9 protein-coding genes are annotated in these 13,306 nt (G+C 55.0%); 6 read left to right on the top strand and 3 right to left on the bottom strand.

Annotated features, from left to right (window positions below; genetic code table 11):
- Positions 1-2: 2 nt before the first annotated feature.
- Both PLIM_RS00060 and PLIM_RS00055 read left to right on the top strand, forming a co-directional pair.
- The gene (locus PLIM_RS00060; RefSeq protein ID WP_013108294.1) at positions 3-1,397 is read left to right on the top strand and encodes a hypothetical protein; all 1,395 of its coding nucleotides are present in this window, start codon (positions 3-5) and stop codon (positions 1,395-1,397) included.
- Positions 1,398-1,466: 69 nt separating this feature from the next.
- Positions 1,467-2,483 carry a D-alanine--D-alanine ligase family protein gene (locus tag PLIM_RS00055; protein ID WP_013108293.1) on the top strand — a complete coding sequence of 339 codons (1,017 nt, stop codon included), beginning with the start codon at positions 1,467-1,469 and terminating at the stop codon, positions 2,481-2,483.
- A 57-nt stretch (positions 2,484-2,540) separates the two neighbouring features.
- Here PLIM_RS00055 and PLIM_RS22080 read toward each other — a convergent pair whose 3' ends face one another.
- Entirely contained in the window at positions 2,541-3,998 is a 1,458-nt protein-coding gene (locus PLIM_RS22080) for a protein kinase domain-containing protein (RefSeq protein ID WP_196349501.1), read from the bottom strand.
- Between the two features lie 78 nt (positions 3,999-4,076).
- Between PLIM_RS22080 and PLIM_RS24930 the strand changes: the two genes are divergently transcribed.
- Complete coding sequence (locus PLIM_RS24930) at positions 4,077-4,331, top strand: indolepyruvate ferredoxin oxidoreductase subunit alpha (RefSeq protein WP_013108291.1); 255 nt, start codon at positions 4,077-4,079, stop codon at positions 4,329-4,331.
- A 124-nt stretch (positions 4,332-4,455) separates the two neighbouring features.
- On the opposite strand, the gene PLIM_RS00045 is transcribed toward PLIM_RS24930, so the two are convergent.
- Entirely contained in the window at positions 4,456-5,763 is a 1,308-nt protein-coding gene (locus tag PLIM_RS00045) for a Gfo/Idh/MocA family protein (protein WP_013108290.1), read from the bottom strand.
- A gap of 404 nt (positions 5,764-6,167) precedes the next feature.
- Here PLIM_RS00045 and PLIM_RS24310 point away from each other — a divergent pair, with 404 nt between their 5' ends.
- From PLIM_RS24310 to PLIM_RS22075, 3 genes are all read left to right on the top strand, one after another.
- Complete coding sequence (locus PLIM_RS24310; protein WP_013108289.1) at positions 6,168-7,301, top strand: OB-fold tRNA/helicase-type nucleic acid binding-protein; 1,134 nt, start codon at positions 6,168-6,170, stop codon at positions 7,299-7,301.
- A 275-nt stretch (positions 7,302-7,576) separates the two neighbouring features.
- On the top strand, positions 7,577-8,284 hold the full coding sequence (locus tag PLIM_RS00025; protein WP_013108287.1) for a response regulator transcription factor: 708 nt from the start codon (positions 7,577-7,579) through the stop codon (positions 8,282-8,284).
- A gap of 55 nt (positions 8,285-8,339) precedes the next feature.
- Complete coding sequence (locus tag PLIM_RS22075; protein ID WP_013108286.1) at positions 8,340-10,118, top strand: sensor histidine kinase; 1,779 nt, start codon at positions 8,340-8,342, stop codon at positions 10,116-10,118.
- Between the two features lie 22 nt (positions 10,119-10,140).
- Here PLIM_RS22075 and PLIM_RS22070 read toward each other — a convergent pair whose 3' ends face one another.
- Positions 10,141-12,693: a chromosomal replication initiator protein DnaA gene (locus PLIM_RS22070; RefSeq protein WP_013108285.1), complete on the bottom strand. Its 2,553-nt coding sequence runs from the start codon at positions 12,691-12,693 to the stop codon at positions 10,141-10,143.
- Between the last annotated feature and the right edge of the window lie 613 nt (positions 12,694-13,306).

Raw genomic sequence — 13,306 nt, 5'->3', positions numbered from 1 at the left:
GTATGGGAGTTTCCCAACCATGGATGGCAATCACCTCAGCCATGGCTCAGCATTGGGTTGACCTCTGCATGGGCCGATGGGCAGCCAGCCTGTTGGCGGCCAGCCTGTCGGGTGCGATCGTCTTCCAGCAGCTTCCCGGTCTGTGTGCTCAGGAGCAGATTCCGAGTCACGAGCCTCCCGTCTCGGCATTAAGTATCGAGAACAACAGCTCAGCACCCCGTCGTCTCATGGGCCACGAATCGTTGATTCCCCAGCCGGCAACAATCATCACCGCCTCGGGTGCAGCGCCGACGACTCCCGCAAAAACCCGCCATTACATCTTTCAGGTCCAGGTCATTGAGGTGGATGAGCAGGGCGTACAAACTGTTGTGGCGACGCCCCGCATTCAAACAACAGGAACCCCCTCTGGCTTTGTCACCGAGAAGCCCGATGGCCAACGCTTTGAGTTCACTGTCGCGGTTTCCAACTCATTCAATCGCCCCGCTGAAGTTTCGACATTGCCAGCCGCCATACCACCTGCAGTAACTGCTGCACCTGCGGGAACCGCTCAGGCTCCCCGATCGCTGGGTGGGACGGCTGAGCAATACGCCGCCATGCCTCAAATTGGTGGTGCCCCGACTCTTGATGCCAATACCAGTCTCGAAACAGAACGTAATCAGGCCAAAAATCTCGCGTTTCCCGATCTCTCTGATCTGCCACCTTCTCCGGCCACCGCTGCCAATAGTCGCCCCAGGGCTTTCATTCCCAATGATCAGGTGGCACCACTGGCTTCGACCTCACTAACTTCCAACAACGCGATGGGAAGTTCCGCCTCCAGCGTGAATTCGGGCAGTCGTGCTCCAGCGGGCCAAACCGAACCGGTGATCACTTCCGAAACAGTTCTTGATCGCCTGTCGAAAAAGATCACTGTCAGCCTTACCAACGAAACCCGCCGCTCGGCTCTCCGCAAAGTGGCTGAAGAAGCCGGAGTGAATATTGTCATCGACCCTGCGGCACTGGTTTCTTCCCGGCCAAAGCTTGACGACACCGTCACGTTGAACATTGCCAATCAACCCGCCGATGAAGTGATCGAACAACTTGTCGCAGCGGCTGAACTGGCCTACGCCGTCAAACATGAAATCGTGTTGATCGGCCATGCAGAGCAACTCCGGCCAAAACCTGAAGATTACTTCGTGAAGACCTATCCCGCGGGAGAGCTTGCTCCGCTGGTGAATGGCCAACCCGATTTCGATGCACTGGTCAGTGAGATTCAGGCCAGTGTCCAGCCGAAATCATGGAAAGGCCCCAACAGTGGCAGTATCCGTGTGTTTCAATCAACCGGAGCACTCGTCGTTCGACAGACAGAAGCGGGCCATTACGCACTCGAGAAATACTTAAAGAAACGGGCGATTCGCTGATAACCGTCGCCATGTGATCCGTGAGTCAAGTGATCTGATCGACACGATTCTTTCCGCAAGGTGCTGGGAATGTCACGCGGGAACATACAGTCTGCTGCCACCAATCCACCGCGATGGAACATTGCCTTGCTGGCCGGTGGTGATTCTGACGAGCGGTCAATCAGTCTCAGAAGTGGCCAGGCCGTTTGTCAGGCTTTGCAGGAGCGTGGCCATTTCATACTGCCGATCGACCCCGCCATCGTTTCACTCAAGGGAATGGATTGGAATGGGTTTGATGCAGTCTTTATCGCCCTGCATGGACGGTTTGGCGAAGACGGCGGTGTGCAGACATTGCTCGAAGAATCCGGAATTCCTTACACGGGGAGCAGCAGTCAGGCTTCCCGTTTAGCGTTTGATAAACGCATTGCCAAACAGAATTTTGATCGCATGCAGGTGCCGACTCCCGCATGGTGCGAACTTTCACCTCACGAGTCTTTCGACAGTTTGCTGATGAAAGCAAAGGAACTGGGCTGGCCTGTGGTCATTAAACCCGCATCGCAAGGCTCGAGCCTGGGCGTCTCGATTGTCCGCCAGCCAGAGCAACTTCAATCCGCTTATGAAAGGGCACGCCATTACGACGAGGCCCTCATTATGGAAGCGGCAATTGTGGGCAGCGAATGGACTGTCGGACTGCATGACGACGAGATCTTGCCACCGATCTGTATCGAGACAGACCGCGAGTTTTTCGACTGGGTCGCGAAATACGAAGACGACCACACACGTTACATCTTCGATAAACCTCTCCCGGCAACATGCCGACAGAAGCTGGAAACTGCCTGCCGGGGAGCCGTCCATGCTCTGGGTGTGACTGGAATCTCCCGGGTCGATCTGATGCTCGATTCGGAAGGGAACCCCTGGGTTCTTGAAATCAACACCATTCCCGGATTAACCGATCACAGCCTCGTCCCCAAGGCGGCTCAGCAAGCCGGTTGGTCTTTGGGAGAATTGTGCGAAGAGTCGATTCACCGCGCCATCCAAAGACGCCCCCGCAGACCGCACTTACTCAGACGTGCTTCGTTTTCGACACAGGCTCGGCAAAGGCCTTAATGGTCTCAGACGAAACCACCCGCCACAAAGTCTTGAGCGGGAGGTCAATGATGAGCTCTAACCTCTCATGCCATCGAGGAGTTCAGCAATCGACTGAGGGCGATCCCTGACGGCTTTCTTGAGTGCTCGGTTGACGACTTTCGCCAACCTGGTTTCTTCGGCAGTGGTTTGTGTTTCCTTAATGACGACATTTTCTTCATCAAGCGTATCGACAATCGATTGCTCGATTTTCTGGTGTGGCCCCCTGCCAAAAAGTAGATAGAACGCGAGAGCCCCGAGGGCATAGATGTCTGTCGCTGGGCTGATGTTTCCAAAGGCGGTCGAAATCTGCTCAGGTGCAGCAAAACCAATTGTTCCGCCGGGCGAGATGAAGTTTAAGTCTGCGTGATCGTTCTCTGTTTTTGAATAGCTTTGCGTGGCAAACCCGAAATCAGTGACAACGACACGACCATCATGCGCAATCAGGATGTTGGCGGGTGTGAGATCACCATGAATGACACCTGACTGATGAGCTGCTGCCATTGCGTCGCAAATGTCAATGAACCGCTTCCATCGAGTTGGAGCATCAGCGATTGAGCACTTCGTCAATGCGGAACCATCAATGTATTCGCTTAAAAGATAGGGCCCGCCGTGAGGAGACCTTCCCCAGCCAAGATATCTGATGATGCCCGGATGATGAATCTTTGAAGCGAGATCAATTTCCCGGAGAAAGGAATCCTGCGACTCAGGTTGTTTCCATAGATCGCGGTGCATGAATTTCACAGCCATCAATTGACCGTGTGGCTGCCATCTGGCTCGATAAACTTTTCCAAGAGCCCCTCTCCCGACCAGCTTTCCAAGTACAAATTGTCCATAGGTGATCTGAGGTAGCGAAATCGTTGGACTGAATCGTAGTTCTTTGGTGGGGAATGAAAACTCACCTGCCCACTGTTCGGCGATCAGGTTCCGCAAAGCCATTAAGCGCCGGCGAATGGTCCTCTCATCGACAGCGCATTGCTGTGCAATTTCTTTCTGAGTCGCATTTTGCAGGAGAAGTTCAAGAAGCTGTGATTGGCTATCGTCCAACTGTGAGCGGAGATCAATCAGCAGTTCCTCAAGTTCCTGAGAACCGGGCGAAACTGGGAAACTGTGTTCGAACTGCTCTAATGAGTATCGCTTCCAGTGACCACCTCTTTTGCTGGCGCTTTCTCGTTCGATCGCTCGGGATAACTTGCGGCGGGCGAAGAGAGCGAGAAGATCCCAGACAGATTTCGTTGATGTCGGAATGACTGAACGTTCTGTTTGATGGCGAGCCGTACGGAAGAAACTCACCAGTGCTGACTGCACAACATCTTCTGTCGCGATTCGATGGCGATACTGCGCCGATAAGCGAGCACTGATCATGGCCATAAGTCGAATCTGATACCGCGCAACCAGTATTTGCGCAGCGTCTTGATTCCCTGAAGCCCAAAGTTTGACCAGTTCCACACCAGATTGATCGTGTAGATCGATTTTCAGATTTTCTGGTTCAGGCATGTCCGCTTTTTCGTCCAGTTTCTCATCTCCTGAGCAGACGGCTTCCAAGTCCCGAAGTTCGAATCGGAGAAACTCCCCATGACGATGGTAGTGACTGAACCTTGCAGAGGTTGCAAAGACAAAGCCTGCCTTGTGGTTTGCCCATGCGACTGTTTCCATGAAGATGCGGAAATGGTCTACATCAACCCGGAAGAATGCATTGATTGTGATGCGTGCGTCAGCGAATGTCCCGTCTCGGCGATTTTCCACGAAGACAATGTGCCCGCACAATGGCAACACTTTGTGGAATTGAATGCTCAGCGGTCACGAGTCTGTCCACCTGCTCAACCGTGACCAGATTCACAAATGGAAAGAACTCGACCCATGTGGCCGGGTTGCAGTCATACAGTCAAAAGACAGAGAGGCCCGACCAATCAGGCCGGGCCTCTCTCGAATTGCACTGATCATCACCATCCGTTTACAGCGTCCAGCCTTCGCGGTAAGGGCGGTTGATGATGGCGTCGGCTTCTGGGGTGCCGGGGCACTTGAGATTGACGGCATCCCAGGCAATGGGCTTCTGCATGCGATAAGCGAGGCAGCCCAGCAAGACGGTCTCTGTCAGTGGCCCGGAGTAATCGAACGAGCAGGTTGTTGGCTCGCCCGTTTTACAGGCCCTGATCCATTCCTGATGATGTCCAATGGAGCGAGGGATTGTGGGTGCGGGGGGTTTGAAATCGGCAAACTTCTCTTCGGGATAAAGCTTGTAACTGCCGTAATCGGCGAACATCTCCCCTTCACTTCCCACAAACATCACACCCGAACCAGGCACTTTACGACCACGAACTTCCTTAGGCGTCATCGTGCCGTCGTACCACTTGAGTTTGCAGGCGGGCTGACTGCCTACCGCAGGGAATTCATACTCGGCTGTCATGCCAATCGGTGCTGTCTGCAAATTCAGCGCTGGTCCTTCGGCTGTGATCTTTGTCGGGTGCTTCAGCCCCAGTGCCCAGAAGGGAAGATCCATGTAATGGCAGCCCATATCGCCGAGCGTGCCGTTACCAAAATCCCACCAGCGGCGCCAGTTCGCTGGAACATAAGTGGGGTGGAATTCTCGGAAAGGTGCCGGTCCGACCCACGAGTTCCAATCGAGCCCTTCGGGAACAGGCGGAAACTCTTGGGGAAGTTCTCCACCACCCCAGCCCTTACCCACCCAGACATGCACTTCGGTCACCGGGCCAATGGCACCACTGCGGATGATTTCGACCACACGCCTGTAGTTTTCACCGGCATGAATCTGCGTTCCCATTTGTGTGGCGACTTTGGCGGCGGTAGCCGTCTCCTGCAAAGAGCGGGCTTCAAACAACGAGTGGGTTAACGGCTTTTCTGTGTAGACGTGCTTGCCTTGCTTCATGGCAATCGAGGTGGGTGCTGCATGTGTATGGTCGGGTGTGCTCACCACCACTGCGTCGAAGAAATCGGGCGTATCAAAGAGTTTTCGATAGTCGGAAAACTTCTTGGCATTCGGGAAGAGTTCGAAGGCTTTAGCAGCGCGACGGAAGTCGGCATCGACAATCGCGACGATGTTTTCACTGGAGACACCCATGAGGTTCTCGTGCCCGCGTCCGCCCGGGCCAATGACGGCGATATTGAGCTTTTCATTCGCAGAGCGAGAGGCTGAGAAAGCCGGGCGGGCGGTGACAAAACAACCCGCTGCCAAGGCGGCAGACACCCCGAGAAACTGGCGTCGGGAAGATCGAACCGATGGATTCATGGATGGCGAAGTCATGTACTGTGTCTCCAGAGGTGATGGCGGGGTGTTCATTTTACGGGCGGGCAGAGTTGTCGGATGACAACCGCTTAAGCAGCTGGCGGGTAGTACAACGAAGTGCCGGCACAAAGTTTCTGATTCGCTGTGCTTGGAGAATCCTCAGGTTTGTAGACCTCAAAGTCAACAACTCTCTTGACGATTTACGACAAACAAACCCATCGCACCAGATCGTGCGGGAGCTTCATTCAGGCTTCAGGATCGACAGCTATCCTCTATTTCCGTTGGGGCGACGGGTGCCCTTTGTCAGAGTTTTGTGATTCTGGCAATTGAGGTTGATTAGTGAAGTTTTTCACCAACACCTCCGCTCAACTTTGGTGTTGAGGAAAGATGACCCCTCCGATTGATTCCTGGAGAAACATCCGATGAGAAAATGGGCAGCTTCAATTCTATTGCTGACAGGCTTGGCAGTTAGTCTACCGCTGACAGGCGTTTCGAATGTCTGGGCTCAACCACCCGGCGATGATCCACGTCCCGCCGGTGATCGTCCTGCTGGAGATCGTCCAGGACGCCCTCGCCCGGAAGGTGACAATCCTGATCGACCACGTCCGGAACGTGGCGGGCCAGAACGTGGCGGGCCAGAACGGCCCCGCGGTGAACGTCCTGAAGGACGCGGACCTGAAGGCAGGGGACCAGAGGGCAGAGGGCCAGAAGGACGTGGACCAGAGGGACGAGGCCCCGAAGGCAGGGGTCCGGAAGGGCCGCACAGGCCACAGGGAGAGGCCGTCACTGTCAAAGGCGAAGTGGCCCGGATTTCGGAAAACATTCATGGCGACGTTGATGGCGTGATCCTCAATGATGGGACTCGCATTGCCTTCCCGCCGCATGTGGGAAATCGACTGAAGGAGCGTCTGGCAGTCGGGACGCTGCTCAAGGTCGATGGACACAAAGAACGCACACCACGAGGAACGGAGCTGGTCCTGGCTCGTGCTCTGACTCCTGGTGATGGTGAAACCATTCAGTTACCACATCCCCCAACACCTCCTGGTCCTCCAGGTCGTGGACCGGAAGGAAGAGGCCCGGAAGGACGTGGGCCTGAGGGTCGCGGGCCTGATGGACGTGGGCCGGGACCGCGTGCTGAAATGGATGGCCCTCCTCGTGGCCCACGTGATGGCGGGCCCGAAGGACGTGGGCCCGAAGGACGTGGCCCGGAAGGACGTGGGCCTGAGGGTCGCGGGCCTGATGGACGTGGGCCGGGACCGCGTGGTGAAATGGATGGCCCTCCTCGTGGCCCACGTGATGGCGGGCCCGAAGGACGTGGGCCCGAAGGACGTGGCCCCGAAGGACGTGGCCCCGAAGGACGTTGGCCAGGGCCTCGCGATGAAGCCGGTGGCCCACCCCGTGGTCCACGGGAAGGTGGACCGCGCGAAGAACGTCCCGGCCCTCGTGATGGTGGTCCGGAAGTGAGACGTCCCGAGCGACCCGGTCCATCCACCGCAGAACTGCTCGAACAGATCGAACTTCTGCGAAAAGAAGTTGCTGAACTGAAAAAACGCTAACCAGGCCCACTATTCCAGCCCACTGTCATGCCAGACATCCACCCTGAAGGAAATCGTTTCTCGAAGGAGTGACAGCCGATGCCAGAATGTCGGTGGGTGGGAATCGTTCACTTTATCTGGATGCCATGTTGCATTGGTTCAACAGTTTGCCGGCTGATGGGTGTTGATCAAGAACTGCTGGCGGCCACTTTCCGCGTGTCGCCAGCAGTTTTTCTGTCACCCGCCCAAGGGAACCTCTGCAACACATCCATGACCAGCCAGGAAGTTATCGCCGCATGCGTGCCTTGATTGTTGAAGATCAGCCAGATCTGCTGTTTGCACTTCGAGGAATGCTGGAAGATGAAGGGTACGCCGTAGATACGGCTGCCGATGGTGAATCGGGGCTGCATCGTGCACTTGTCTGGGAATACGATGTCATTGTGCTTGATTGGATGCTCCCCCGGCTGTCCGGTTTTGATCTGCTGAAACAACTTCGCACGAAGAAATCAACACCCGTGCTCATGCTCACAGCCCGTGATGGTGTGGCTGATCGAGTGCAAGGTCTCGATCAGGGGGCCGATGATTACCTCGTGAAGCCTTTTGATCGTGGCGAACTTCTGGCCAGACTGCGGGCGTTAATCCGGCGGGCAGCCGGTGAATCCGAATCATTGCTCGAACTGGGTCAGGGAGTGACGATCAATCTCATTCATCGCAAAGTCTTCCGGGACGATGTCGAGATTGTGCTGACAGCTCGCGAATACTCGATTTTTGAATATCTGGCACTGCATAGGGGTCGTGTCGTTCCCCGTACCGATTTGTACGATCACATCTTCGATGAAAATGACGAATCTCTCTCGAACCTGCTGGATGTGCATATCTCGAATCTCAGGCGGAAACTTGGCCGTGATGTGATTGAGACCCGTCGTGGCTTGGGGTACATCATTCATAGTCAGGCATCTTCTGCAGAACTGGTGGATGATGCATCCCACGATTCTGCTTCGTAAACGACGATTGTTCTCAAGGCCCGGGTCTCAAAAATTCTGCGCTGGATAATCTGTTGTGGTCGAATTGACTTCCAAACGATGGCTCAGCATTCCCAACTTATGGAACAAGTTCGCTTCGCGGTCGATTCGCGGCAGTCTCGTCGTCTGGGTCACGCTTTTGCTGGGCGCAGTGCTGCTCTTCTTCGCCGTAGTGCTGTACGAAACCAATCGACGATTAACAATCGAACGCATCGAAAGTGAGCTGAGATCGTTTGGCTTCTCGGTGCTGGCCAATGGCCGATTTGGCAATCGATTTCCCACAACCGATGGAGGAAATCGAGGTGATCGAGATCGCCATGGGCGTGATGGATTTGAACGGGATCGGCCGATTGGCGAACCAGGCCCTCCCGGCACGAACCCTCCTGAGCGAAATCCACTGGAAGCCGGTCGAGAGGCAGGGAATCCGCCTCAGCTACTCCTGGCCGACCAAATTCCCTTGGAGCAACCCGAGAGAAGAAATGATCGCAATGGACCCAATCCACGGGGAGGGGGAAGGAATGATTTTCCACCGGGAGAGCCTTTTCAGAGGAATGGCGGGCCGCCCGACTTTGATCGTCGTGGCCCCCCTGAGCGGATGTATTTTTTTATCCGCCGGGAAGATACTGGTGAGATCATCGATCGGTCATTTGATCTGCCCGAAGATGCACTGGCTCCTTTTCCTGAATCGAAACTGCGAGGCCCAGCCGCCATTCACGATCCGACCCAATCCCGCTCAGTGAATGGTCGCTGGGAAGTGAAAATTTTCGATCCCAGCCGGTCGCGTTCGATTGTCGTGGGCCGGTGGATTCAGCGCGAATGGGATGACTTGCAGCGTCTGCTGCTGCGAACCGGCTTGATCGCGCTCCTTTCGCTGATCATCGGTATTGCCGGGACATGGCTGCTGGCCAGGCGCGTGCTTTCCCCGCTCGACGATATCTCCAAGACGGTCGATAAACTGACCGCCAGCACACTCAATCAACGGATTGACGTGGCCCCACTGAAAACGGAACTCCAGGCACTGGCCGAAGTCCTGAATGCCACCTTTGATCGATTGCAGGCCGGCTTTGAACGGCAGGTTCGATTTACTTCGGATGCCTCGCACGAATTGCGGACGCCGATTGCTGTGGTCCTGGCACAAACGGAACATGCACTGGCTCGCGAACGCTCTGCACAGGAATATCGTCAGGCACTGAGTGCCTGTGGTCGCTCTGCTTCCCGCATGCGCACTCTGGTGGAAAGTCTGCTGGCTCTGGCGAGAGCCGATTCGGGTCGATTACAACTCAATTGTCAGCCCATCGATCTGTTGCCGGTCGTGGAACATGCGATTGAGTCGATCAAACCCAAAGCCGAAACCAGCCAGTTAAAGCTGGCGGCGCAGCTCACTTCGGCCACTGTTTTTGGTGATGCTGTGTTTCTGGGTCAGGTCGTTACGAACCTGCTCAACAACGCGATTGAATACAATGCTCCCGAGGGGATGATCTTCGTCACTCTTACCTCGGATACAGACTCGGCCCGCATCTCCGTCGTGGACACCGGACGTGGGATGTCGGCTGAAGAACGTTCTCATTTATTTGAAAGATTCTTCCGGGCGGATGCCGCTCGTTCGGCGTCAGGTTCGACAGGCCATGGCCTGGGCCTGGCCATCTGCCGAGAGATTGTCGAGCTGCATGGTGGAAAGATCGATGTCTCCACAGAACTGGGTCGCGGCAGCACCTTTTGTGTCGTGCTACCTCTGTACCGCGAAGAAGCTGCAGAGGTCTCGACTGAAGTTGCAGCAGATCCAGAGTTGAACAACTCTCTGACTTCAAGTGAATGATTCGGGATGGATGCAAAAGCGTTCAACTGGCCAGAAGCTGTTGTTCGAGGGTGTCCATCAGTTCGCGAATGTTCCAGTCTCGTCCACCCAGATGAAGCTCGCTGTTCGAATCGAGCCATTCGCCCACTTTTTTCTCGGCAGCCATCACGGTGCTGTGATTCCGCCCGCCAAAATGCTGGCCAATTTCCTGATAAGCTGACTGCGTATGTTTTCTTGCCAGAAACATCGCGAGCATTCGCGGCTGACTCACTGTGCGGGCCCGGCTGGATGATTTCAGTTCACGAGGCCGCACGCCAAAGAGCGTACAGATCGTCTGCTCGATATCGGTCAGCCTGACGATCTTCAGACAATCACGCTCAAGGTCGGCCAGAATCTGCCGTGCCGTGGCCAGACCGACCCGCCGTTCGCTCATTGTGTACCACGTGTGGAGGCAGTTGAGAGCCCCTTCGAGTTCCCGCACATTGTTGCGGAATTTTTGCGCCACCCACATCAGTGCTTCTTCACTGATATCGGTACCCATACGGGCCGCTTTCATCTGCACAATCCGTTCACGCGTGGCCTGATCAGGTGCTTCCACTCGACAGATCAGCCCTGACATGAACCGAGTGACCAGTTCATCCCCCAGTTTCGAGAGGAGTTTAGGGTGCCGATCAGCCGTCAGCACAATCGCCCGTCCACGTTCTGCGAGTTCGGTAAATGTATGTAGAAACTCTTCGCGTATCACCCGCGTATTATCGAGAAAATCCACATCATCAATGAGGAGAGCATCGACATTGCGAAACTTCTGCCGGAATGAAGGCAACGTTTTGTCACGCAGTGCCTGGGTAAAACAGTTGGCGAACTGTTCGGCGGTCATCATCAGTACATTGAGCCCGGGATGCTGCCTGCGCAATTGCCGGGAAATTCCTTCCAGCAGGTGGGTCTTGCCAATTCCCACGTTTCCAAACAGATAGAGTGGATTGAATGGAGCCGGTACTTCGTCGCAAACTTTGCGGGCCGCTGCCAGAGCCAGTTCATTCCCTGTACCGACGACGAGATCACTCAGTTCCATCGGGCGACGCGACATTTTCGCAGCGTTTGTTCTCCCCAGATGAGCCGGAGCTGAATGATGAGATGCCGCTCCTGAATTGGAACGAGATTCGTGAGATGCTGAGGAGAAACCAGACGCCTGGTTTGTTGGCGCCTGGGCCGTTGGCACTTGGTTCGTTGATCCGAAGGCCGTCGATGCGACATATGCCCCCCGGCGAGGACCTGCCATCTGAGAGACCAGCGGATTTCTGCCTGCTGCGCTGGCGACAACCTGATCATCAGCGACTTTATTCCCAGCCGCCAATTGGCTTTTGGCCAAGGGCGTGGCAGCCAGTGGCAGGTTCTGGGAAGCAGGATTATGGGCAGATTCAGATTGCATCACGTCGAGATTGGCTCCCGGAAAATCACTGACTGGAAGAACTCTCGACGATTTGTTGGCACCTGGTTTGTTGGCACACTGTCTATCAATACGCTGTTCAGCAGCACCAGAAGACTGATCTGCTGCATGATGCTCAGCCGGTTGGTCCGGGGAGGGGATTGTGGAGATTGTGGCTCCCAACTTCAAGTCAGAGACAGCCGACTTTCTCGGGTTCCGAGAAGGCATGTGATTCTGTGCGGGAAGCTGTGCAATCACTCCAGTATTTGTTGTGGAAATCTTTTCAGAGGGATTCCGTGATATCGTTGTTTGGTGATCCGTCGTGTGAGATGGTGTGATCTTCGCAGAGGATACGCTTTGACCAAGTGACGCATCTTCACTGAATAAAATCGTACTTCCCTGCAGACACTCACGAGCCAGTCGCTCCAGCAGGGGATGGTATTCGCGCCTCAGCCAGTTTCGTAAGAACTCGTCTTCAATTCGCAGTACCAGTCGCCCCGCCTGATGATGAGACGTTGTGGCCGCCACTTGCTGCCAGTCGAAAGTGACTTTTCGAGCAAAGAGCATCTCATATCGAGATGACCCAATGGCCTCGATCAATGCTTCTTGAAAGATCTGCAAGGCCCCTACATCAGATATTGGTGCCGTATTGAACAATAATGCTTTGGCAGAATCCGGTGCCCCCTTTGTCAGGTCCGGCGAAACACTGGCCGTGGCGGCGGATCGTTTCACAGGCGCCTGGTTCGCAACGATCGACGAAACAGAGACATCGCGGTCATCTGCTGATTGCAGCGATCCGTTCGTTCGGCTGGAAGTGGCGTGACAAAGACCTGCCTTAATCAGGACAGATCCTAAGGAAGCCGCTTCCTGCGGAAGTTTGGCTCTCGTGGGAAGAGAGTGCTGTTTCCCGGCATGCTGTACTGGATGACGCTGTACTGGAAAACGCTCTGCTGGAAGGTGTCCAGTCAGAGCATTCTGCCTGACGAGACCCTCATTGAGCCGTGCCCGCTCAGCAGCGGTCTGAACATCAGATTCAATCTGTCCATCGGCGTTCTGAGATATGAGCTGTGGCACGCCTCGTACCTGGGCGGCGGGAGCCTGAACTGTCTGTTGTTGATCTCGTTCATCATGATTGATTCCGGGGTTCGCCAGCATCATGCCGGGTTGCATCGTGCAGACCCTCCCATGCCCGTGCCACTTTGTCAGGACGTACTTTCAGACGGCTGGATGGAATAGATTCCATCAACTGTGAGAAAGTCAGGCTTGAAAAGGGGAAAGAGCAGGCCGCCGTGGATTGTGGGGGACTCGTGGATTCCTGACTCGCTGAAGTGCTTCTTCCGGTTGCATATTCCGTAAGAACCACTGGCAAAGAGTCAGGGGCCTCGATGATTCAGAAAACTTCTCATGGTTGAACCATGAACGAATACGAATTCAAACAAACAGGTTGCATTTCGTGCGGCGAACTGGCCTGCAGTCTACGACTTATCACAGAGCCAGGAGGCCCCCTGATGACATGCCATCACCACAACCAATGAACTTGTTAATCTGACTTCGAACAAAGTGTTGAGCAATCGAGAAGACTGATCTCCACCCGCCCTGAATCATTCAAAGCAGGTGCGATGCTACCCCCCGCCAGCGGGGAGTCAAACCCAAAGGGTTCATAAAAAATTGGCAACTCGCAGCCTCGTGCAGAACAGTCCGGATTCCACAGGAAAACTCATGTTTTGCCCGCCGAGCGCTGCCAAAAATGAACTCATTTCGACCGACAGACAATGTTCAAAAG

The sequence above is a fragment of the Planctopirus limnophila DSM 3776 genome, from assembly GCF_000092105.1.
GTDB lineage: Bacteria > Planctomycetota > Planctomycetia > Planctomycetales > Planctomycetaceae > Planctopirus > Planctopirus limnophila.
This window is presented reverse-complemented; position numbering and strand designations above follow the sequence as displayed.

What these genes read in the sequence shown, in the direction of transcription:
- PLIM_RS00060 (WP_013108294.1), top strand. Translation starts at nt 3, where the DNA reads ATGGGAGTTTCCCAACCATGGATGGCAATCACCTCAGCCATGGCTCAG.
- PLIM_RS00025 (WP_013108287.1), top strand. Translation starts at nt 7,577, where the DNA reads ATGCGTGCCTTGATTGTTGAAGATCAGCCAGATCTGCTGTTTGCACTT.
- PLIM_RS00045 (WP_013108290.1), bottom strand. Translation starts at nt 5,763, where the DNA reads ATGACTTCGCCATCCATGAATCCATCGGTTCGATCTTCCCGACGCCAG.
- PLIM_RS24930 (WP_013108291.1), top strand. Translation starts at nt 4,077, where the DNA reads ATGACGATGGTAGTGACTGAACCTTGCAGAGGTTGCAAAGACAAAGCC.
- PLIM_RS22080 (WP_196349501.1), bottom strand. Translation starts at nt 3,998, where the DNA reads ATGCCTGAACCAGAAAATCTGAAAATCGATCTACACGATCAATCTGGT.
- PLIM_RS00055 (WP_013108293.1), top strand. Translation starts at nt 1,467, where the DNA reads ATGTCACGCGGGAACATACAGTCTGCTGCCACCAATCCACCGCGATGG.
- PLIM_RS24310 (WP_013108289.1), top strand. Translation starts at nt 6,168, where the DNA reads ATGAGAAAATGGGCAGCTTCAATTCTATTGCTGACAGGCTTGGCAGTT.
- PLIM_RS22070 (WP_013108285.1), bottom strand. Translation starts at nt 12,693, where the DNA reads ATGCAACCCGGCATGATGCTGGCGAACCCCGGAATCAATCATGATGAA.